Here is a 22516-nt window from a genome sequence, read left to right on the forward strand (position 1 = left end):
ACCACCTCAATAAGTGCTATCAAGCGTGGACACCCCCATATGATAAAAGTGACCCACAAGAGGCCATATATATCGTGTGATACAGACAGGTTTTATTTCGGATATTATTCAAATCTCGACTGTTATTGCCATCCCGAAGATATGCATAAAGTGTTGTCGCTACTGATGAAGCAATTACCGGGGTCGGAACTCTTTTTATTGAAAAATGAACGAATAGTTGGCCTCTCTAAAGTTGGCACCCGTGACGGCGAACCAGTCCAATTGTCAGATTTTGCCCCTGAGAATCCCCTGCCCAGTTAACGTTTTTTCTCGCGCCTGTTACTGGCGCTAATTACGACCATTATCTGGATGCAGGCTAACAGACCTTTAGCGGCGAGGTCGTCAAGGGTGAGAAGACATTAAGTACGAGCTGTGTGGGTAGGTTAACGATGACCGTGCAGTCGGTGGGCACAGCAAAGGGATAACTAAATGAATAAGAAAGCAACGGTGCAGCCGTCGGCGTCAACAGAACAAGCGCCCCCCCCATTGGACGACAGCCGGTATGAAGACCTGCCGCGCAGTGAGTTCCTGCAATTACCCAAAGAGGAGCAAGACCGGCTCTATCAGTTGCGTCAGCAGCGGGTGCGGGAGGCGCCCACGCTTTATGAGTGGGATATTCAGGTGGCGACTGTGTATGGCATGGGGTGGATCATGGTCCTTATTCCGTGCGGGATTACGGCTCTAGTTGGGTTGGTGACACGCTGGTATGGATTTGAACAATGGTATTATTTTCTCATCATAGTGATGATTTTTGGGCCATTTATGCGCTATCTCTGGTTGGCCGACAAACAGTACCACTATCGGCTCACCACAGAGGGGCTGGTCACCACTTATCATGATGCGATTCCGGATGCAGCCTACGCGGTAGTGCGGGGGCTGGCTTGGTTTGGGGTGGTGGTTTGTATTGTCGGGGTGGCCTTTTTAGGCCCGGCCGTCTTAGTCGGCGCGGGTGGTTTTGCCGTGATGGCATTTTTCTTCACAGGTTTTAAAAATATAGAGACAACTTATGAGAGTCCTATAAAAAATGGGCATCGTCATTTGATTAAGGTAACGCGGAATCGTCCATTTATTGCCTGCCAATCGGATGTACGAACAATGGGCTTACGTGCAAGTATCCGTCTTCATTGCCCATTGGATAAGATGCACATTATCTTGTCATTGCTGATGACGCAGTTACCTGATTCTGAAATCCGTGTATTTAAAAATGAGCGCGTGTTAGATGGCGTACCATTTGCGTCATTTGAGTCAGGCGAACCTGCCCAGCTGGTAGATTTCGCCCCTGAGAATACCCATGCCGTCTAACGCTTTCTTTCGCGCCTGTTATTGGCGCGAGACTCGGTGTTCATCAGTGGCAGCTTTGCCACCAAGATGCTAACTGACTTTTTAGCGGCAAGGTCGTCAAGGGCGAGAAAACATTAAGTACGAGCTGTGTGGGTAGGTTAACGATGACCGTGCAGTCCGTGGGTACAGCAAAGGAATAGCTATATGAATAAGAGAGCAGCGCCGCAGCAGTCGGCGTCGACAGAGCAAGAGACACAACCGTTGGACGACAGTCGGTATGAAGACCTGCCGCGCAGTGAGTTCCTGCAATTACCCAAAGAGGAGCAAGACCGGCTCAATAAGCTACGTCAGCAGCGGGTGCGTGAGGCGCCCACGCTTTATGAGTGGGATATTCGGGTGGCGACTGTCTATGGTCTATTTTGGTTAACCTTCCTGATCCCGTGTGGTTGCTTAGCACTTATAGGGTGCTATTTGCTATCTGGCGATACTAGCTTGGGTATAGGGTTAATTATCATGGCTTCAATTATGTGCTTATCTGCTCGTTACCTCTGGTTTGCAGACAAACAGTACCATTATCGGCTCACCACCGAGGGGTTGGTTACCACCTATCATGACGTTATTCCGGATGCCGCCTACGCGGTAGTGCGGGGGCTGGCTTGGTTTGGGGTAGTGGTTTGCATCGTTGGCGTGGCGTTGTTAGGCCCGGTCGCCTTGGTCGGCGCGGGTGGTTTTGCCGTGATGGCATTTTTCTTCACCGGTTTTAAAAATGTAGAGACAACTTATGAGAGCCCTATAAAAAATGGGCATCGTCATTTGATTAATGTAACGCGGAATCGTCCATTTATTGCCTGCCAATCGGATGTACGAACAATGGGCTTACGCGCAAGTATTCGTCTTCATTGCCCATTGGATAAGATGCACACTATCTTGTCATTGCTAATGACGCAGTTACCTGATTCTGAAATCCGTGTATTTAAAAATGAGCGCGTGTTAGATGGCGTACCATTTGCGTTATTTGAGTCAGGCGAACCTGCCCAACTGGCAGATTTTACCCCTGACAATAACCAGCCTAGTTGAATAAAGCGTGGACACTTAACAATAATGGCGAGGTAGTTAACTTCCGACTATATAGGTGGTTTTTCTGCTGCACCCTCGTTTAATTTAGATCAGTTTTTAACCATCTATCTCTATTGTTGCTGTTGTCTGGCGTGCCTTCTCTGAATGATAAAAGAGTGGTTGGCGATGATGCCTATTTAGAGAACAACGCGATGATTGAATCAGAATAAAAGTTGTATATACCTTCAAAATACAAAAAGCCCCGATAGCGTTGTTATCGAGGCTTTTATATTTATGTATCAATTACATAAAGCGAGCCGGTTGTATAGCGCTAGCCATTACAGGCTGTAGTACATTTCAAACTCAAGTGGGTGAGTTGTACGTGCTACGCGCTCAGCTTCTGCTGTTTTCAGTACGATATAAGATTGGATGAAATCTTCACTGAACACGCCGCCTTTTGTCAGGAACTCATGGTCAGCTTGCAGATTTTCAAGGGCGTTTTCTAATGACGTAGCCACTTGTGGGATTTCAGCCGCTTCTTCTGGAGGCAGATCGTATAGATCTTTGTCCATCGCTTCACCTGGGTGGATCTTGTTTTGGATACCGTCAAGACCCGCCATCAGCAGCGCTGCGAAACCTAAGTATGGGTTTGCATGTGGATCTGGGAAACGTGCTTCGATACGACGGCCTTTAGGGCTTGGTACCACTGGAATACGGATTGATGCAGAGCGGTTACGGGCAGAGTAGGCCAACATAACAGGTGCTTCAAAGTGTGGCACTAAACGCTTGTAAGAGTTAGTGCTTGGGTTAGTGAAAGCATTCAGCGCGCGAGCGTGCTTGATGATACCACCTATGTAGTACAGAGCCGTTTCACTTAAACCTGCGTATTTGTCGCCAGCGAACAAGTTAACACCGTCTTTCGCCAGAGATTGGTGAACGTGCATGCCGCTACCGTTGTCACCAACGATGGGTTTAGGCATGAAAGTCGCCGTCTTACCGTAAGCGTGTGCCATGTTGTGCACTACGTACTTCAGAATTTGGATTTCATCCGCTTTCTTAGTCAAGGTGTTGAAGCGAGTTGCGATTTCGTTTTGACCTGCTGTCGCCACTTCGTGGTGATGCGCTTCAACCACTTGGCCCATTTCTTCGAGCACTAAACACATAGCGCTACGTAGGTCTTGTGATGAGTCAACCGGTGCAACTGGGAAGTAACCACCTTTAACAAATGGACGGTGACCTGTGTTGCCGCCTTCGTAGCTAGTGCCTGAGTTCCAAGCCGCTTCTTTAGCGTCGATCTTAACGAAACAACCTGACATGTCAGTACCGAAACGGACATCGTCAAATAGGAAGAATTCTGGTTCTGGTCCAATCAATACAGTATCAGCGATACCAGTAGAGATCAGGTAAGCTTCTGCTTTTTTTGCAATTGAGCGTGGGTCACGGTCGTAACCCGTCATAGTACCGGGTTCAAGAATGTCACAACGGATCAGCGCTGTGGTTTCTTCGGTGAAAGGATCCAGTACGAATGTCGTTGGATCTGGCATCAGTACCATGTCTGATTCGTTAATGCCCTTCCAACCTGCGATAGAAGAACCGTCAAACATTTTGCCGTCTTCGAAGAAATCAGCATCTACCTGATGAGAAGGAATAGATACGTGCTGCTCTTTACCTTTAGTGTCGGTAAAACGTAAATCAACGAACTTAACTTCTAATTCTTCAAGTTGCTTTAAAACTGATTCAACTGACATTCTCAAGCCTCCGGTAGGGTAAAGGGATGCCCCTTCTATAATCTTTTAACTCAAGTGATTTATCTTGAGCCAAACTTACGAGCTATAAAGCGATATCCATGCCAATAATTTAACTTACTGATTAACATGGTTTAAAATCTTTGTTGCACTTAACTGGATTCGCGTGTGCACCATAATGGTGCTTTTGTCTGTGGCATTTTGGTGCATTACTCCATTTTGGTGCGCACTGAATTGATTCATGCAAACCTTAAGCTGGGATGCACAGCGATAACATGCACCGCTTATATGGCAATGAGATGGCAATGACACTTTGGCTTTCACTATCTCAGTAAGTACTGCCTCTGTGAAGCTCGCACATACTTTCAGCGCCGATCGGGACTATTTATCACCGTATAATCGCCGCATAATTGTCATAAAACCACGCTAGTCTGTCCAACTATGCCACGCATTATCAATCCAATAGTGGTTTATTATCATATTATTAGGAAAGAGTTCGTTCTCATGTGCGAAATGTCTTTGCTGTTGACAGGCCAAGTGAAATCAGTGATGCGTAAAAAGGTATCCCGTGACAATGAAGTGAGTCTTAATGTCATCGGGTGTAAACGCCAACATGAACGTTAGATTAAGTGTGCCGCAGAATTTATTGCAGTGCGTTCACGTGGTAATTTCTCTGTATCTAAGTCGATTTTGCTGATGCTTAAATCGACATTAGCAGTGCTAACATTGAATACGAAAAATAGCAAATTCAGCTGCTTAACTCGGATTTTTCCTACGAATATGGCAATTAAACAGAGCGTTAACTCTGGCTATAGAGGATTTCATTCAGTGGATGATTGGCGGAAATTACCCAAGGATTGGCGAATTGTTTTATAAGTGTTCAAAAATAATCCTGTGCGCCAAGGCCGCTCTGGAGTAGAATGGCACGCTTTTTATTGTGGTAGATCGAGCTCGATCACCATAACGAATTACTGAAATATCCCTATTTTTGTTTGATGGTAAGAGGTTTATCCGTGCTAGAGAATTTACGTAACATCGCCATTATTGCACACGTTGACCATGGCAAAACGACCCTGGTAGACAAGTTGCTGTCACAGTCAGGCACCCTTGCAACCCGAGGAGAAGCCACTGAGCGGGTGATGGACTCCAACGATCTTGAAAAGGAACGTGGGATCACGATTCTGGCAAAGAATACTGCCATCAAGTGGAACGACTACCGTATTAACATCGTTGATACCCCAGGCCACGCCGATTTCGGTGGTGAGGTTGAGCGTGTTCTGTCTATGGTTGACTCAGTATTATTGCTAGTTGATGCCGTTGACGGTCCAATGCCACAAACTCGCTTCGTAACGAAGAAAGCGTTTGCTCAAGGCCTAAAGCCAATCGTTGTTATCAACAAAATTGACCGTCCAGGTGCACGCCCAGATTGGGTTATTGACCAAGTATTCGACCTGTTCGATAACTTAGGTGCAACTGACGAGCAGCTAGATTTCCCAATCGTTTACGCTTCTGCGTTAAACGGTTTTGCAACTTTAGATCCGGATGTAGCGAGCGATGATATGACGCCGCTGTTCCAAACTATCGTTGAAAAAGTATCTTTCCCAGATGCTGACGCCGAAGGCGCGTTCCAGATGCAAATTTCGCAAATCGACTACAACTCATACGTGGGTGTTATAGGTATCGGCCGCATCAAGCGTGGTAGCGTTAAAACGAACCAACAAGTGACTATTATTGGCGCTGATGGCAAAACTCGTAACGGTAAAATGGGCCAAGTATTAGGTTACATGGGTCTAGACCGTACTGAAGTTGAAATTGCTAACGCTGGCGACATCGTTGCTATCACTGGTTTAGGCGAGCTGAAAATTTCTGACACTATCTGTGCCGTTGGTGCAGTAGAAGCTATGCCACCTTTGACTGTTGATGAACCTACTCTGACCATGACTTTCCAGGTTAATACTTCACCTTTTGCAGGTAAAGAAGGTAAGTATGTGACTTCACGTAACATTCTGGAGCGTCTGCAAACAGAATTAGTCCACAACGTGGCACTGCGTGTTGAAGAAACAGAAAGTCCAGATCGCTTCCGTGTATCTGGCCGTGGTGAATTGCATTTATCAATCTTGATTGAAAACATGCGTCGTGAAGGTTACGAGTTAGCCGTATCACGTCCAGAAGTTATTCTGAAAACTATCGACGGTGAACTGTGTGAACCATTTGAAACCTTGACTGTTGACGTTGAAGAAGAAGATCAAGGCACAGTAATCGAGAAATTAGGTACCCGTAAAGCTGAAATGAAAGACATGCAGCTTGATGGTAAAGGTCGTGTACGTATCGACTTCATCATCCCAAGCCGTGGTTTAATCGGTTTCCAAACTGAGTTTATGACAGCGACTTCTGGTACTGGTCTAATTTATCACTCATTCGACCATTATGGTCCGCACAAAGGTGGCGATATCGGTCAACGCGCTAACGGCGTATTGATCTCTAACGCAACGGGTAAGGCTCTGACCTTCGCACTGTTCGGTCTGCAAGATCGCGGTCGTCTCTTTATCGGCCACGCCGCTGAAGTATACGAAGGCCAAGTGGTTGGTATTCACGCTCGCTCAAACGATCTGACAGTTAACTGTTTGAAAGGTAAGCAGCTGACCAACATGCGTGCTTCTGGTACTGACGAAGCCCAAGTGTTGACTACGCCAATCACAATGACACTTGAGCAAGCGCTTGAGTTCATCGATGATGATGAATTAGTTGAAGTAACGCCTAAGAACATTCGTGTTCGTAAGAGACACTTGACTGAAAACGATCGTAAGCGCTTTAACCGCGGTTAATGCCAGTCTGTTAATTCAGGTGACACGCCCTTAAGGTGAGTCAATCGGTTTAAAAAGCCCTGCATAGGAAACTGTGCAGGGCTTTTTGTTGGGATAAATTGAGTAATGGGTATTATTAGTCCTCATCCATCACCCGTATGCAATTGCGCCCAGCGGATTTTGCGCGGTAGAGAGCGGCGTCCGCTTGGCGAACGAGTTCTAACGCATTTTGTTTGTTAGAGGGTTGCAGATAGGCGACGCCTGCGCTCACTGTCACAATGCCTAGGTCGGTATTTGCATGCGGAATGGCAATAGCTTGGATCAGTTGATGAATGTGCTGTGCTGTCTCAAGTACGGTTTGATTATCGACATTTGGTAATAGAATGACAAATTCTTCGCCGCCGTAGCGAGCGACTAATTCGCCCGCTCTGCGACCGGACTGGGACAGTGTACTCGCTAATTGTTTAAGGCAATCGTCTCCGGCGAGGTGGCCATAGTGATCGTTAAATTGTTTAAAGTGGTCAATATCGAGCATGATGAGGGCCAATGATGAATTGCTCCTTTGCCCACGACTCCACTCCGTTTGTAACATCATGTCAAATAGGCGGCGATTGCCTATATTGGTTAAACCGTCGGTATTGCTGAGTATTTCAAGTTGCCTATTGGCTTCTGCCAGTTCACTGGTTCGAGCTGTGATCATGGATTCAAGTTCGACGTTACGTTCCTCTAATCGCGCGATCGGGTAAATTTCCCCTTTGTGGGCTAAGCCGTAGGGGATGGATATGCCACTGTGGACAATCATCCAGTCGTTGTTTTCTCGGTGAAATATCAACACTAGCCGTGCTGTCTCGCGGGAAAGCATAGGATTAGGGATAGGTAAGTGGATATGGAAAAAGGCAGTCACAACCACGAGGTTGTCGGCAAGATCTTGTAAAGAAAGATCTAACATTTCGATGTGGATTCGCTCAGGCACTTGTGCAAAGTCCTGACGAGTGATTCGCACCCATTCTTCCCTGCTGGTGACAAGCTGGCCACTGCTCCCTGCATAGCCGCTAAAGTTATCACTAAAGCGACGAGTTAGCCTGTCATCACGGGAGGCATACATCTCAATATATTCGTCAAATAACGAATGGATCAATTGCTGTCGGTCGGGTCGCATAGGTTAGCTCCGTTGGGGAACATAAAACCATTTTCCTAATATCCGTATAGGAATATTATCTGCGATAAAGTCTAGCTGTTGCCTGATTGTAATCAATTTTATGACGTATATATTAAAAATACTGCAGAGAGTGATGTAAGCCATTATCTGCAGTATGGTCTGTGAGACAAAATTATTTTGCATTCACCTAATGTATCATTTAGCCCAAGTATTATTTAACACAGCCTGTTGGGATAGTTGGAATTCAAGTTTTAGTTGTTCTGCATACTTAGGAGCATCATTTTGAGTAAAATCTGCACTATCACTCTCTGATATGATTTTATCTCCCGCAATTAAAAACGAACCTGAGTTAGTAAATGCGCCTAGTAAGTCCCCTTTTACGACTATGCTGTAGGGTTTTCGGTCTCTATAAAGTGATCGTCCAACAGATGCGAACTCGTTATTAAAACCGAGTAAATCAAAAGCTGTAGGTAAAATATCTAGTTGGCTTGCAAGTATTTTATGCCGTTTAGGGGCTATGTTTTGCCCTGGACGGTAAATCCATAACGGAATATGGAATGCACTTTCTAAGCCCGGCGTTTTCGTATTGAACAAGGTATGATCTGCTAAAATCATGAAAGTCGTATTTTCGTACCAGTCCTGCTTTGAAGCTTCTGTAAAAAATGCTTTAAGAGCTTCATCTGTATATCTAACTGTGTTCAAAAAATCTGTAAATGTATCTTGGCCATACGGATAAACCTGTAAGTGCTTCGGTGTTTCTACGTATGGCATGTGGGTGGTGCCTGTAAATGAAAAACTGATAAAAGGTTTGTCACTTTTATTGGCCAGTTCGAGTGTTTTCATTAGCATTTCATAGTCCCAACCAAATTGAGCACCATCGGGATCGGGATAATCTGAGCGGGTAATGGGGATATCACTGCGACCTAAATATTGCTGAAAACCCGCATAGTTAGCGATGGAATCTAGGCGAATGGAATCGCGTTTTGAGCTTTGCAGCATTTGGGTTTGGTAGCCGTGTGACTGGGCGATATTACCGATTTTTGTGAGGCGTGATAATTCGAGACCACCACCAATATAGCCCACACTTTCTAGGGGCGGTAGGCCGAATAAGCTGGCTTGAACCCCTAAATTACTGCGCTGACCGACGGCGTAAAAATTGTCATATACTTCGGCTTTTTTAGATAATTCATCTAAAAATGGTGTGACTCTATAATCTGATCCGGATAGGCCATCGACATAGGCGTAGCTCAATGCTTCAACTAAAATAATGACTAAGTTACGGCCATTGGGGCTATTTTCAGGGAATTGACTGAGAAATGGATATTGATATGCTTCATCTTCAGTTTTGTTCAGACGGGCTGCAAGCTGTTCTGCGTTGAAATATTTGTAATCTGTGCGTTGGTAGCTCTGTGCTGTTCCTTTGGCCCCCGTGTAAATGCCATTTAATATCAAATTAGCTTGCTGCTCATTTTGGCTATCATAGGCATCGATAATCCCTAATGGCTTACCGTGTAAGTCCAATCCGCGCATGCACAGGATCAATAAGGGTAATGCGAGTAAAAATGTACCACATTGAGCTAGAAAGGATTTATGCGGTTTGGTGACATAGAAAAGGGTACGCCATTTTTTTAGCCAAAAAAGGATGGCTGAAATAACTAACACTAAGCTAAATATGGTCAGAGCAAGATGATCTTTGACTAGAAACGGAATAATAAATGATGTCTCTGTCATGAGTAGAGGCAGATCATTAAATGTGTGTCTGTTTACTACCCCAAAATAGATGAAATCACCCATCAGTGCGATGGTCGATAGCATCAGCATAACTAGACCTAGTTGCAGTCCAGTTCCTTTTATCATTGAGGCAATTCGGCCCTTTGCTGGGGTTAATATGAGTAAGGTCGGCAATAGCAGCACATAGCTTGCTGTCATTAGATCAAATCTAACTGAAGTGAACAGTATCGTCATGACATCGATACTTCCCGCAAAATAATCGTGATACGCAATGTAATTGGCTAAGCGGAAACATGCGAGAATGAATAACATTGAGACATAAAGAAACAACACACTGCGAAATTGACTTAACTTCATACGATTAATTTGATCATCAGACATTGAGAAATGGCGCATAATAGCACAGCAGTCGTCACGAGTTCAAAATCAGGCAAAGCTTGTTGGTATTGCTTAGCATGGGCTGCTGATAGGTTACTGGATTGCGTTAGCTGAGTGTGTCACTGGACGGCAGGTGAGGTCTTTTCTGGATAGTATTACTTGGCAGTGGCTTTATTGCTAACGCCTATCATGGCTGTGGTGCGGCCGAGGACGTCGGGATACTCGATAGGACTTAGAGCCCTATCGAGTGAGCGTCAAGCTTATGACTTAGCTTTATCTGCCAATTTTACCGCATTGACACTTTCACCTTTGAAGCTGATAGTCACATTTTTCTGAGCGACTTCATTATCTTTCAGCAAAGTTTTAGTGGTTTCTGCCAGCATTGGAGACGCTGCATTTAACGCACTAAGATCATAGGCCCAAACTTCTAGATCCGCTTCATTATAAGTGCTAGCAGGCGCACCTAATTTTTCAGTGATTGTTTGCTTGGTTGAGCCTTCTTTAATGCCGAATGTATTTTTAATCGCTTCATTCGTTGCGCTGTCTAACGCATTGGTCGCCGTATCATTCACTGTGTCAGTGACAGATTGAGTTGCTGATTTAACGATTGAATCGAATGGGCCAGCATAAGCAAATAATGGCAGAGCAGTAAGAGCGATCAATAATGATTTTTTCACACAATAATTCCTTTGGTTAATACATTCCTTTATTAAATGCGCGCGAATTAGACCAGTAATTAGATTTTGTGTCAATTAAGCATCTGTTCTATATGATTTTATTTTAATCCTTTCAGATTATTCCTACTAGGTTGGTCAACCTTTAGTTGTACCTAAAGGTTTCCATTTTGAGGTTTTCTAGTCTTATCTGCTGCTGTTTTTCAATTTCGTTAGTGTTTTATTCCATCGCAATTGGATCCCGTCATATGTGTCATTTTAGGTGTTCTAGTGATGTCGCGTGTTCTAGTGCCCAATTCTATTAATCACTTGGATCAATTCCATGCGGATGTTGTCTGGTGTTTGGCTATGCCAGAAACCCGCTAAGTAAGCGCCCAGCGGTAGGATAAATAATGCGATGAGCACTAATGCGAGCAATCCCTTATGACCGAGCCTGTGGCCAGATTTCAGTCCAAGGCCGAGGGCGGCGGATTTAGGGCAAGCCGCGACACAGCGCATGCAGGCTTGGCACTCGTCACTGCGAACCGTGGTTTTAGTGTGCACTATGATGTTTGCTGGGCAAGCGCGGGTACACTTGTCACATTTCATTCCTTTCGCTTCGATAAGGCAGTGCTGGGTATTGCGGCGAATTTTTAATGGGCTTGCAAAGCTTAAGATCCCAAGCATAGCGCCATAGGGACACAAGTAACGGCAGAATCCCTGACGACGCCATGCAGCTAAAGCGAGGATCAGCGCAAATACCAGTAGCGTGATTAGGCTGGGTGTTAGGAAGAACAATGCCATCTTCAAGTCGGCAATCTTATGATAATTACCTTCAAGATAATGGGGGATGGATTGTGCTGGCATACCAATGACTATGTAGCAAAGTGCTAGGAGTAATAGATATTTCAACATTCGCAGTGGCCAATCTAGCCAAGCGGGTGGTGTAAGCTCTGATTTAATAAAGCGTTTTCTAAAGGAATACAGGTATTCCCCTGCCAAACCTAATGGGCAAGCCCAACCGCAAAATGCCCGCTTGCAGAGTAAACCTGTGAGTAATACCGCCGCTAGCATGACTGCTGCCGCAGGATGGGTTTGATCCCACAAATTGAGGCTGATAATGGCTTTAAGCTCAATGCCACCCGCAATCGGTAAAAAGGCATCGACTACGTCGGGGCGCATTAGCCAAGGTGTGATTCCTTGCTTAAGCAGTACGGTATTGATTGTGTATTGTATGGCAACCAGCAAGAGCGATAGCGCTAAGGCATGTTGAGTCCCTTCACGAAGGGTATTGATTTTAATTTCACCCTTGAGTGCATCAGGCGCAAATTTATGCCCAAGTAGCATCAGTGGTAGTGCAATAAGAAGCCCGAGAGCCAGTGGCCAATAAAGACTCATTGCCACCGCACCGATACTGAGCAACAGTGTGGCGACCGCGCCCCATTTCTGGCCGCTCCAATAGCTGAGTGAGGCGAGATACATGAGTGCCAACATCAGCGTGAGTGATTCGATAAAAGTCATAGTGATGAATACAGCTAATAAGTTACAAGTACAGGCTCTGAGTGGTGAACTGAGGATAAGTTTTTGAGTAATAAGTGAAATTGTGCGTCAGATCTAAGATTCGCGCTATCAATCAATTAAAGCGCGCCATAGCTCACAAAGCTAAGTGTTTTAGTCTTGCACAAATAAAGTATGGCTTGCAGGGACATAGGGCGAGGTCACACAAAGAATAAAAAGCCCCAGCAATTTATTTTGCTAGGGCTTAGGAGTTCAGTGGGGCATTTGGATTAATTTTTTGATTTTTCGAGTGCTTCGATAAATTTGCTCGATTCGTTAATCGAGGTGTTCATCTCTTTAATCAGGCCAGAAATATCGGTTTGCAGACTCGCAAATTCGCTTTTAATCGCACCAATGGCTTGGGCGTTCAAGTTATGCTTGAGATACAGCATATTGTCTTTCATGGCGGTGAGTATCGGCGGCATTTTTGACTCGGCACGGCGCATACTTTTAATCAATTGTTCATAGGCTCGGCGCGTTTCTTTGAGTTTAGCTTCACTGTTGCGGCGTAGGTTGGCTTTACTGATCTCGCTAATTTCATTTTGCCACTCATCGAACAGTGCTTCGGCTACATCTTCGACTTTATTGATGCGGTTGCTGACGTTGTCGGCGGCACTTTGAGCCGATTCGTATTCATCTTTGGCTCTGCTATAGGCTTTTTCTAAGTTGCCATCACTGTAATTGAGCAGTGCTTGCATTTCTTCTAGGGCTGAGCTGAACTCTTTTTGAGCATCCTGTTGGGATTTTTTCGCATCTTTAACTCTGTCGACCATAATATCGCGTTTATGGTAACCGACCTTTTCCATTGCGCCGTAGTAGGCACTCTGGCAACCACTAAGCAGGAGACTTGTGGCAATCAGCCCTGAAGCTATCAGTCTTTTCATTGGGTGTTCCGTCGCTGAATGAAATTAATTAATCGGCTTTAAATCGCGCCGCATCGATAATGCTCCACAGATGAAAGATAGCACCTATTACCGCAGGCACAATCAGCCACCAGAGGGCATAACCCACCACTGTGATAATGAAAAATAACAGTGCGGCCATTATTCTGCCTTGCAATAATTGGCCTAGCCCAGGAAAAAATAGGCTAGCAATAGCGGAAATAACGTTACCTGCAGATCCTTGTTGAGACATCAATTCACTCCTTAGACTTGTAAATTAAGTGTTTATTGTACGAAGATAACGAGTCTATACCAACAGAATCAAGAGAAACCCGTGACTAAGAAGATAGAACTGGCACAAATTCGCGCCTTATTCCTCGGGATCTGGCACTTCCTGCTGCATTTGAGACGGCGTTTAGTTGAAGATCAAATCAATATCCGCGCCGGACATTTAGCCTATGTCACACTGTTGTCACTCGTGCCTATGGTGGCGGTGACTATGTCTATGCTGTCAGCTTTTCCGGTATTTAAGGGGATACGTGGACAGATAGAAGGTTTCGTTTATCAGAATTTTTTACCCGCCGCTGGCGACACAGTGCAAGTGTATATCAATGAGTTTGTGGCCAATGCCTCTAAGGGGACTGCGGTTGGGATTGCGGCCTTAGTTGTGGTTGCCATTTTGCTGATTTCCGCCATTGATAAATCGCTTAATAACATTTGGCGTACTAAAGAGAAGCGTTCAGTGGTGGTGGCTTTTTCTATGTATTGGATGGTCATCACTTTGGGCCCGGTATTGGTGGGGGCCAGTTTGGTCGCCACTTCCTACGTGGTGTCATTGAAGGTCTTTGACGGTCAGTTGTCGGGTGTGGTGCCCGTGTTTCTTGAGCGTTTACCTATGCTTTTCTCTGTGGCGGCATTTTTGTTGTTGTATATGGTGGTGCCTAATCAAAAAGTGAAGTTTCTACATGCACTATTAGGGGCGATTGTTGCCGCAATCTTGTTTGAGTTAGGCAAAAAAGCCTTTGCTTTGTATGTCACTCAGTTTCCGAGTTATGAAGCGATTTATGGTGCTTTAGCCGTGATCCCCATTATCTTTGTCTGGGTGTATTTATCGTGGATGATAGTATTACTCGGCGCGGAAATTACCGCCGCTATGCCTGAGTATTTAGATTATGAGTCGAGCTCAGATGATGACGAAACCGCTCTGAATGCTAAGCCCCTAGAAAATGCCTCTCAAGATAATTTCGCTGCGGTGTTAACTTCGGCTGAGGTGACGGCACTCAAGGCGGTGGCTAAATCTGAATGACCCCATTAGAGGATTATTAATGGCGATGACACTGAATGCCTGAATCCTTCCCATCTTTTATCCGTCGCGACTGGTTTAACGTTGGCAATGGTCAGCAATTGCATCTGGCGCAATACGGTAATCCACAAGGTATCCCACTGCTGTATTTGCACGGCGGTCCGGGAGCGGGTTGTGATATCAGTGATTTAGCTTTATTTAATGGCGCTCAATATTGGATTTTGCTTTTAGATCAACGCGGGTCTGGACAATCTTTACCCTTTGGTGATTTAGCAAATAACCATCTCACGGGTTTGATTAGCGATATTGAGGCGATTCGCCTTGCATTGGGTATTGAGCGTTGGTGTTTAGCAGGCGGCTCTTTTGGGGCCACATTAGGCTTAATTTACAGCGGATTATTCCCAGAGCGGGTGATTGCACAGGTACTGTGGGCGTTATTTATTCCATCCAAAGAAGGTCTCGACTGGCTCTATGGCGCTGACGGCGCTGCAAAATTGCAACCTGCGGCTTATCGACTCTTCAATGACATTTTTCCGGTTCAGTTATCGCTGACTGAACTGCTGGATTCGTACCATCAAGGTTTGGCATCGGCAGATGAATATGTGCGATACCATTTTGCGCGGCGTTGGGTACAGTGGGAGTTGCAGCTTGCGGGGGCGAGGTTAGTGCTACCAAGGCTGTTACCCGAATCCGTATTAGCATTAGCCAATATCGAGTTACACTTTGCTCGACATAATTACTTCAATGCCATGAATGTGTTACAGCGCGTGACGCCTAGAGTGAAGGCGCGTAGTGTGTTATTGCAAGGAATGCAGGATGCGATTTGCCCAGCGACGCTATTACGCGATTTTTTGGCTGGGTTGGAGCATGCTATTACAATTCAATCTGTTGTCGATGGCGGACATATGCTCAATAGTGAGTCTCTGTTTTTGGCGGTCACAGCAGAAATCCATGCTATGTGGTCGTGGATACATCAAAGGGAAATACAATGAAAACATTGCTCATCAGTGCCAGTTTACTCGGATTAACCGCCTGTGCCGCTACGGCGCCCTCGCAAACCAGCGCGATTGACCCAGTGGCGACTCAGGAGGTCGTGAGTGCCCCTGTCGCGCCCAAAGTTGTTGAACTCGGTGGGTTGACCAATGAAACTGCCGCTGATCGCTTGTACCAAGCACTGATTAACGCAAATTATCTGGCCACCCAAGTTGCGCCGACTAAAGTTGCTGTGCAGTTTGGCAATAACCAATTCTTGCTTGAGCCGAGTATCAATTCAGCGGGAATTGACCGTATTTTAATGAATCGCTTCTATGCTGTGCACCCGCAATTGCAGGCTAGCCAAGAGTTGCCTGCCGTGATTGGCACCTTGAATCAGAAGCTTAATTTTGCCAAGTTTGTGTTGTTGGACCAAGGCGCAGTGATTCAAGTGCAAGGTACAGTGACCTTTGCCGACCGTATTGAAATAGAAGAATTACGTCGCTTTATGCTGTGGACGAACGGCGGCTTAGCGCAGGTCGTACAATCTTTGCCTGATGGCGTAGAGCAATATATCCGCCCGCTACCGCTAATGCCGCAAATGGTTCCCGTTAAGCCTTAATCTAAAAGGAAAAGTTGTGATTGCGTTAATTCAAAGAGTGAGTCGCGCCAGTGTGGCGGTCGATAACCAAACCTTAGGTGAAATCAATAAAGGCTTGTTGGTTCTGCTCGGTGTCGAGCAAGAAGATACCCGCGAGAAGATGGAAAAGTTGGCGACTAAAGTCATGAGTTATCGCGTTTTTTCCGATGAAAATGGCAAGATGAATCTCAATCTAGAACAAGTCGGTGGGTCTTTATTAGTAGTGTCACAATTTACCTTAGCCGCTGATACAGGCCGAGGCTTGAGGCCGAGTTTTTCAGGGGCGGGTACGCCGGATCAAGCCTTAGGCTTGTATGAAGAGTTTGTCGCATTTTGCCGCGCTAAGGGCGTTCATACAGAAACCGGACAGTTCGGCGCCGATATGCAAGTGTCCTTAGTCAATGATGGCCCCGTGACCTTTAATCTGCAGGTGTAGCTTCTATCGTGATGTTTATCTAGGGGTCTAGGTGATGGGGTGCTAGGCATAATCAATGTCGCTTGTACCAAGGGAGTATTAAGGGAATGCACATGGATCAATTACTCATTAAATTACGCCAGACTTGGCACAGTACGATCCCCGTTAGCGAGTTTATGCAGATAGTGCCACTCGATTACAGCGAGGGAGAATTTCGAGTCACAGCGCCGATGACGCCCAATATTAATCTGCATCAGACCATGTTTGCGGGCAGCATTTATACCTTGATGACCTTAACAGGCTGGGGTGCCGTGTGGCTAAATCAACAGTTGGTGGGCGTGGCGGGTGATATTGTGCTCGCCGATGCCCATATTCGTTATCTTGCTCCTGTGACTTGTGACCCTGTGGTAAAAGTGCAATGGCCAGATGTGGATCTCAGCCCGTTACAAAGGGGGCGCAGGGTTAAGGTGAAGCTGGAAGTGCAATTGTATTGTATGGATTCACTGTGTGCGGTTTTTGAAGGCCTGTATGTTAGTACGTCGAAAGCATGAATGCGTCGAAAACAACTTAGTGTATCTGTACGTCGAAGGTGACGTATAACCTTTCTAAAAAATCGAAGCTAATCTCAGATTTTATCCGCTTTATTTCTTTTTTATGGGCTAATACACTAGCGTCATAGAGTTGAGATATTCCATCTGACTCTGAGTCATTTACCTATTTTCGGAGCAGATTATGTCTAAAGTCTTAATTTTAAAATCAAGCATTCTTGGCGGTTATTCACAATCTGCCGTGTTAATTGACCACTTAGCGAGCCACTGGGAAACCCAAGGCGCCGCTATTACTGTACGTGATTTAGGCGGTAAAGACGTACTGCCTATGGTAGATGGTGAAATCGCTTCTGGTTTACGCGGTGTTGCAGAATTATCGGCACGTCAGCAAGAAATGCTCGCCTTATCAGATACCTTAGTCGCTGAATTAAAAGCGAACGATACGATTGTTATCGCTGCACCTATGTACAACTTTACGATTCCGGTTCAACTTAAAAACTGGATCGATTTTGTCGCCCGTGCCGGTGTGACTTTTACTTACACTGAAACAGGTCCAAAAGGATTAGTGGAAGGTAAACGCGCTGTGTTAGTGACGACCCGTGGCGGCGCTCACAAAGATGGCCCAACGGATCACGTTGTACCTTACTTGAAAACGGTTTTAGGCTTTATTGGTATCACTAATGTTGAAGTGGTTTACGCCGAAGCGTTGAACATGGGCCCTGAAGCCCACGACAAAGGCATGAGCGAAGCGAAACACAGTATCGATCAGCTGAAAGCTTAATTGTCCCATTGATTAGCTGAGCCATTTGATTTGGCTGAATAAATAATGCCAGCCTTTAATAGGCTGGCATTTTTGTATGTCCATTTCAGTTAAGCACGCTTGGCTTAAGTGGCTAGGTTTGAGCGGCTGGACTCGAGCGGCTAGGTTTAAGTGGCACGCTAAGCTGTTTATTCGCAAAGGCTGCAGCCTTTGGCGAGGGTGCTTGTCTCAACATAACGCACCTTAGTGCTGGCTTGGGCGCGATTACGACTGATGCTAAAGCGTGCATGGCGCTCAGTTTCAAGCGGCTTTTCAGCAGTGTTACCCTGTGTGGCTTCAAACTGTAACGCTTTGGCATGATTTGTTTTATGCATACACCACCTCGCAGATATTTAAGTCATCACAATGTACAGACTGGCCTGATTAGCGCCGCACAACCAAGGCTTAAATTAGCTCGGCTGGCAGCAGACTAAATCTTTAAGCGAACCGCCATTTACCACGCAGCTAAAGCCATTGGCCTTGAGAATGTCGCAGCCTTTTTGCGCTCGAATACCCGCGCCACAATAGAGCACGAAGGGATGTTGCTTATTGTCGACTTGATGCAACCATTGGTCGAGTGTTGGCAGCGGCACATTAATGGCTTGGGGCAAATGACCGGAGGCAAATTCCTCCGGCGAACGCACATCAATCACCCGTGCGCCTTGTTCAATCAATTGCCAACATTTTTCGCCTGAGTGGCTGCCGGATAACTTAGCCAATAAAGATTGAAACATAGCATTGCTCCTACCATTAGAAAATTTTCAATAAGTTTATTCTAATGAATTGGCGAGTGCAAGCACTGCAGATTATCGGTAGTAATGGTTTGGTCTTTGGCGTTGTTGGTACTCGAACTCTGCATTACTGGCGTTAGATAAGCTGCTACAAGCTAAATTCATTGCCTCTTTGATAGTGAATGATGTCGTGGAATACCACGGCTTGCTCGTTTAGATTGCGATAGCCATGGGGTTTGTCGGCCGCAAATCGTACTGCTTCACCTTGGTTGAGTGGTTGCCACTCGCCATCGACTAGCACTTCCATAGTGCCGCTCAAGACAATGACATGTTCAGTGACGCCAGCTTCATGAGGCTCAGAAAGGCGCTCATAGTTTGGCAGCAGCGTGAGTTCAAACATCTCGAAACCGAAGCGCTCTTCAAAGGGGAAGAGTGAGGCGACTAGCATGCCGTCGGTGGCGGGTTGTTGGCGTAACTCGTCGGGCTTACGGAATACTGCGCCTTGGCTCTGGGGCGTGGGTTCGAGAAAAGTCGACAGCGAGATATTGAATCCACTGGCAATTTTCCACAGCGTCGCAATGGTTGGGCTTGATTCACCGCGCTCGATTTGGCCTATCATGGCCTTGCTGACGCCCGTCTCTTGGGCGGCTTTATCTAAACTCCATCCCTTTTGGTTGCGAAGTGCTTTGAGTGTGGTGGCGAGATAGCTGTTTATCGTCTGCACAATGGCCCCATCATTTTTATGAAAATTTAGTTTGTACGTTATAGCGCACAGGTGCTATCTTGTCCATCTCGTACGTTATAGCGCACGAAGGCTATTTTGTTCATTTGATAAGTGATAGCGCACAAAGTCATGACGGTATTAATTGCAGAGAAAGGGAGTGGATATGTGGCGAGATGCAGGAAGTTTGTCAAAAATATCAGCGGGTTTTATTGCGGTATTAGTGGGTTATAGCAGCTCGGCTGTGATTATCTTTCAAGCGGCTGAGGCTGTGGGGGCGACACCTGCACAGATTAGTTCATGGCTGTGGGCTTTAGGTGTGGGCATGGGCGTGACCAGCATAGGGCTATCGCTTTACTACAAGAATCCAATTCTAACGGCATGGTCGACACCGGGCGCGGCGCTTATGGTGACCAGCCTAGCGGGATTGAGCGTCAACCAAGCCATAGGCGCTTTTCTGGTGAGTTCGATGTTAATCACTCTTTGCGGTGTTGCGGGCTGGATGGATAAGCTTATCCGCATCATGCCGCAGTCAGTCGCTTCAGCCATGTTAGCGGGGATCTTATTGCAATTTGGGCTAGGGCTATTTCAGGCGATGCAAACCCAGCTGAGCCTCATATTAATCATGCTGTTGGTGTTTGTCGTCGTTAAGCCTTTTGCGCCGCGCTACATCATCTTGCTGACCTTGTTGGTGGGCATAGGCATGAGTTTTCAATTAGATTTACTCAAGCTAGATGCTGTTCAGTTGCAACTGGCGATGCCAGTGTGGACGACACCTGAGTTTTCGCTGGCGAGTGTAATTGGCGTAGCATTACCGCTGTTTGTGGTGACTATGGCATCGCAAAATATGCCGGGCGTTGCTGCGCTGCACGGTAATGGCTACAGGCCGCCTATTTCACCTTTGATCACGAGCACAGGGTTAATCGGGGTCATTTTGGCGCCCTTTGGCGGTTTTGCTTTTAACTTATCCGCCATCACAGCGGCCATCTGCATGGGTAAAGAGGCCGATCCAAATCCGGCTACCCGCTACTGGGCGGCGGTATGGGGCGGGGTGTTTTACTTTATCACTGGGTTATTGGGTGCCACTGTGGTTGGACTGTTTTCCGCTTTCCCGAAGGAATTAGTACTGGCCATCGCCGGATTAGCCCTGCTCGGCACTATCGCCAATAGCCTGACCGCCGCATTAGCTAAAACGGAAGATCGCGAAGTCGCGGTGATCACTTTCTTGGTCACGGCATCGGGTTTTAGTGTGCTGGGTATCGGCAGCGCATTTTGGGGACTGTTGCTTGGGTTTATTATCCATTGGTGGAATGGGCACAGAACTGCATCAGTAGTTAAGCGAGCGAATACTTAACTGCAGCAAAGCGCCTTAGAGATGAATTTCAAAGACTAAGGCGCATGTGTTTTAGATTCTCTTCGTCATAAACACGCTATTGGGGTCGAGTCGATAATCGGCGAAGGGGCCACAGATTTCAAAACCAAATTTGCAGTAGAGCAGGCGAGCGGGGCTGAAGAAGTCCATCGAACCTGTCTCTAGGCTCAGACGTTTGATACCTGCGGCTTTGGCATCGTTAATCAAGTGCTGCAATATTTTAGACGCTATACCTTGCTGCTTATAGGGCGCGGCGGTGCGCATGGATTTGATCTCCGCATGCTCGGCATCTAACCATTTTAGTGCACCGCAGCCCGCTAAATTGTTGCCATCCCACAGGGTCCAAAAGCGAATATTGGGCTGACGCAGGCCGTCAAGATCTAATGCGTGAACGCTTTCAGGCGGAGAGGTTGCCCGCATATCGTCGAGGTGTTCCTGCAGTAAAGCCGCAATCTCAGGCCCTTTAAGGTCATCTAAGGTTATTTTCATGGCTCTTATGGTGGATTTCATAGCAGATCGGGTGCTCCCTATTATTTTGGCTTATCCATAATGGCGTCATCGCTTTGTTATCTGTTTGCCAATGCGCCGTTGTAGATAAGCAAATGTTAGGCCAAGCGTTTTTAGCTTTAGCTAAAGCTAAACGCAGAATCAAAGTCAAAGTCGTGGGGCTTCACCCCACACCCGACCAAGGAGGACTGCTCGTCCTATCCTCCTTGGATTCTCCAAGACGCCCCTTACGGAGTTGAAATCTCCTTGGGCAATTAGCGTCCTTATGCTATCGCGTCAGACGCTCGTCCCTGATTCGACTGATGCTATCTCGGCCTCCATGTCTCGATTACGCAACGAACGCTAATGCCCTGCGGCAACTCCGAGGGGAAAGTGTATTCCTTAGACTCTAGCGTTATTGGTCAATTGTTAAGAAGTAAAAGTTATGTTTGTCCGACCTTTTACAATCCTTAACTCCTTTGCAAAACCGCTGTTTTTTTTGCGACTATAACGGTGTTTTAAGCGGATACATTCACCATTCCTTTAACGCATGTTCTGTAGTTCTATTTACTACAAAGTGGCTTGCCGAAGCTTGAATGCAGATTGAAAGTACATTATGTCGTTGTTTTTAAATAGACTACTTGATTTCATGGCACGAATGATTAGTGCGCTAAATATCTTATCGGTTTATTTGTGTAGTAAATAAATGTGAGTTATGCGATAACGGTGATAACTTACTGTCATATTTAAAGAATTTTGTCATAGAAGTTTAAAACAAAGTAGGTTTTTTTGTTTGAGTTTAACGAGAAGTATAGGTATAACCCCGTTAAACCTACGAAATCTAGAATTCATCGCGCTAACACCTTTTAGGGAATATTAGTTTTGCCTAACATATTGACTACTATAAGAATTACTTCATTTCAAGATTTTTTGAATAATGTTGATATGGGGCAGAATAGTCCTGAATCATCCTTATGGTTCAGAGGGGCTGGTAAGTCAGGGCAAGAGCGTGAGTGCTCATTTTTCATTCATGCTTAATCCAGCCAGTAAAACCAGCTCAAGATAGTCTTCATTTATATGGGCTCGGCGCTGTTTACGTGGCACGCTCATCGCTTTACTGGTCTCTGCGCGAAGCATATTGAGCCCAAGATGCCGCATGGCTGCCATGTTGGCGGCGGCATGACCGCGGAAGATTTGGTTATCGTCTTCGTCCATGCTGACATCAAGCACCCAATGTAGTTTATT

22 protein-coding genes and 1 pseudogene are annotated in these 22516 nt (G+C 46.0%); 11 read left to right on the forward strand and 12 right to left on the reverse strand.

Going from position 1 to position 22516, the window contains the following annotated elements; genetic code table 11:
- The 3 genes and pseudogenes from L5M49_RS23210 to L5M49_RS23220 form a co-directional block, all read left to right on the forward strand.
- Nucleotides 1-300, forward strand: a pseudogene (locus tag L5M49_RS23210) (hypothetical protein); the annotation flags it as partial.
- Between the two features lie 168 nt (nucleotides 301-468).
- A complete protein-coding gene (locus L5M49_RS23215; RefSeq protein ID WP_263140799.1) occupies nucleotides 469-1341 on the forward strand; it encodes a hypothetical protein in 873 nt (290 codons plus the stop codon).
- A 183-nt stretch (nucleotides 1342-1524) separates the two neighbouring features.
- The gene (locus L5M49_RS23220) at nucleotides 1525-2397 is read left to right on the forward strand and encodes a hypothetical protein (protein ID WP_263266892.1); all 873 of its coding nucleotides are present in this window, start codon (nucleotides 1525-1527) and stop codon (nucleotides 2395-2397) included.
- A gap of 317 nt (nucleotides 2398-2714) precedes the next feature.
- On the opposite strand, the gene glnA is transcribed toward L5M49_RS23220, so the two are convergent.
- Complete coding sequence (glnA, locus tag L5M49_RS23225) at nucleotides 2715-4124, reverse strand: glutamate--ammonia ligase (RefSeq protein ID WP_113941334.1); 1410 nt, start codon at nucleotides 4122-4124, stop codon at nucleotides 2715-2717.
- Between the two features lie 1010 nt (nucleotides 4125-5134).
- On the opposite strand from glnA, the gene typA reads away from it, so the two are divergent.
- Nucleotides 5135-6946 carry a translational GTPase TypA gene (gene typA / locus L5M49_RS23230; protein WP_105251119.1) on the forward strand — a complete coding sequence of 604 codons (1812 nt, stop codon included), beginning with the start codon at nucleotides 5135-5137 and terminating at the stop codon, nucleotides 6944-6946.
- 115 nt (nucleotides 6947-7061) lie between these two features.
- Here the strand turns inward: typA and L5M49_RS23235 are convergent, their stop codons facing one another.
- From L5M49_RS23235 to L5M49_RS23260, 6 genes are all read right to left on the reverse strand, one after another.
- Nucleotides 7062-8084: a GGDEF domain-containing protein gene (locus tag L5M49_RS23235; protein WP_263266893.1), complete on the reverse strand. Its 1023-nt coding sequence runs from the start codon at nucleotides 8082-8084 to the stop codon at nucleotides 7062-7064.
- Nucleotides 8085-8279: 195 nt separating this feature from the next.
- Nucleotides 8280-10196: an LTA synthase family protein gene (locus L5M49_RS23240; protein WP_263266894.1), complete on the reverse strand. Its 1917-nt coding sequence runs from the start codon at nucleotides 10194-10196 to the stop codon at nucleotides 8280-8282.
- 257 nt (nucleotides 10197-10453) lie between these two features.
- The gene (locus L5M49_RS23245; RefSeq protein ID WP_105251122.1) at nucleotides 10454-10870 is read right to left on the reverse strand and encodes a hypothetical protein; all 417 of its coding nucleotides are present in this window, start codon (nucleotides 10868-10870) and stop codon (nucleotides 10454-10456) included.
- A 282-nt stretch (nucleotides 10871-11152) separates the two neighbouring features.
- A complete protein-coding gene (locus L5M49_RS23250; protein ID WP_263266895.1) occupies nucleotides 11153-12367 on the reverse strand; it encodes a 4Fe-4S binding protein in 1215 nt (404 codons plus the stop codon).
- A 266-nt stretch (nucleotides 12368-12633) separates the two neighbouring features.
- Entirely contained in the window at nucleotides 12634-13287 is a 654-nt protein-coding gene (locus L5M49_RS23255; protein WP_173497437.1) for a DUF2959 domain-containing protein, read from the reverse strand.
- Nucleotides 13288-13315: 28 nt separating this feature from the next.
- Nucleotides 13316-13537 carry a hypothetical protein gene (locus tag L5M49_RS23260; RefSeq protein ID WP_006079786.1) on the reverse strand — a complete coding sequence of 74 codons (222 nt, stop codon included), beginning with the start codon at nucleotides 13535-13537 and terminating at the stop codon, nucleotides 13316-13318.
- An 81-nt stretch (nucleotides 13538-13618) separates the two neighbouring features.
- On the opposite strand from L5M49_RS23260, the gene L5M49_RS23265 reads away from it, so the two are divergent.
- The 6 genes from L5M49_RS23265 to azoR all read left to right on the forward strand — a co-directional run bounded on the left by L5M49_RS23265 (nucleotide 13619) and on the right by azoR (nucleotide 17943).
- A complete protein-coding gene (locus L5M49_RS23265; protein WP_263266896.1) occupies nucleotides 13619-14590 on the forward strand; it encodes a virulence factor BrkB family protein in 972 nt (323 codons plus the stop codon).
- Nucleotides 14591-14625: 35 nt separating this feature from the next.
- Nucleotides 14626-15579 (forward strand): alpha/beta fold hydrolase, encoded by a 954-nt coding sequence (locus L5M49_RS23270; protein ID WP_263140785.1) that lies wholly within the window; start codon nucleotides 14626-14628, stop codon nucleotides 15577-15579.
- On the forward strand, nucleotides 15576-16181 hold the full coding sequence (locus L5M49_RS23275; protein WP_219234718.1) for a hypothetical protein: 606 nt from the start codon (nucleotides 15576-15578) through the stop codon (nucleotides 16179-16181). Before L5M49_RS23270 ends, L5M49_RS23275 begins: the two co-directional genes overlap by 4 nt.
- Before the next feature lie 16 nt (nucleotides 16182-16197).
- The gene (gene dtd / locus L5M49_RS23280; protein WP_263266897.1) at nucleotides 16198-16635 is read left to right on the forward strand and encodes a D-aminoacyl-tRNA deacylase; all 438 of its coding nucleotides are present in this window, start codon (nucleotides 16198-16200) and stop codon (nucleotides 16633-16635) included.
- Between the two features lie 92 nt (nucleotides 16636-16727).
- Nucleotides 16728-17165, forward strand: a complete 438-nt coding sequence (locus L5M49_RS23285; RefSeq protein WP_263207399.1) for a thioesterase domain-containing protein — start codon at nucleotides 16728-16730, stop codon at nucleotides 17163-17165.
- Nucleotides 17166-17346: 181 nt separating this feature from the next.
- Nucleotides 17347-17943, forward strand: coding sequence for an FMN-dependent NADH-azoreductase (azoR, locus tag L5M49_RS23290; RefSeq protein ID WP_263266898.1), 597 nt, complete (start codon nucleotides 17347-17349; stop codon nucleotides 17941-17943).
- A 167-nt stretch (nucleotides 17944-18110) separates the two neighbouring features.
- On the opposite strand, the gene L5M49_RS23295 is transcribed toward azoR, so the two are convergent.
- From L5M49_RS23295 to L5M49_RS23305, 3 genes are all read right to left on the reverse strand, one after another.
- Nucleotides 18111-18296 (reverse strand): hypothetical protein, encoded by a 186-nt coding sequence (locus L5M49_RS23295; protein ID WP_263266899.1) that lies wholly within the window; start codon nucleotides 18294-18296, stop codon nucleotides 18111-18113.
- Nucleotides 18297-18371: 75 nt separating this feature from the next.
- The gene (locus L5M49_RS23300; RefSeq protein WP_105251132.1) at nucleotides 18372-18695 is read right to left on the reverse strand and encodes a rhodanese-like domain-containing protein; all 324 of its coding nucleotides are present in this window, start codon (nucleotides 18693-18695) and stop codon (nucleotides 18372-18374) included.
- A gap of 145 nt (nucleotides 18696-18840) precedes the next feature.
- Nucleotides 18841-19416, reverse strand: coding sequence for a helix-turn-helix domain-containing protein (locus L5M49_RS23305; RefSeq protein ID WP_263266900.1), 576 nt, complete (start codon nucleotides 19414-19416; stop codon nucleotides 18841-18843).
- A 163-nt stretch (nucleotides 19417-19579) separates the two neighbouring features.
- Between L5M49_RS23305 and L5M49_RS23310 the strand changes: the two genes are divergently transcribed.
- Complete coding sequence (locus L5M49_RS23310) at nucleotides 19580-20767, forward strand: benzoate/H(+) symporter BenE family transporter (RefSeq protein ID WP_248068227.1); 1188 nt, start codon at nucleotides 19580-19582, stop codon at nucleotides 20765-20767.
- Between the two features lie 51 nt (nucleotides 20768-20818).
- On the opposite strand, the gene L5M49_RS23315 is transcribed toward L5M49_RS23310, so the two are convergent.
- Nucleotides 20819-21295: a GNAT family N-acetyltransferase gene (locus L5M49_RS23315; RefSeq protein WP_263266901.1), complete on the reverse strand. Its 477-nt coding sequence runs from the start codon at nucleotides 21293-21295 to the stop codon at nucleotides 20819-20821.
- Nucleotides 21296-22288: 993 nt separating this feature from the next.
- Nucleotides 22289-22516, reverse strand: a 228-nt coding sequence (locus tag L5M49_RS23320) for a transposase (protein WP_411569114.1), incomplete at its 5' end; no start/stop codon positions are given.

Source organism: Shewanella sp. SM74, assembly GCF_025653725.1.
Taxonomy (GTDB): Bacteria; Pseudomonadota; Gammaproteobacteria; order Enterobacterales; family Shewanellaceae; genus Shewanella; species Shewanella oncorhynchi.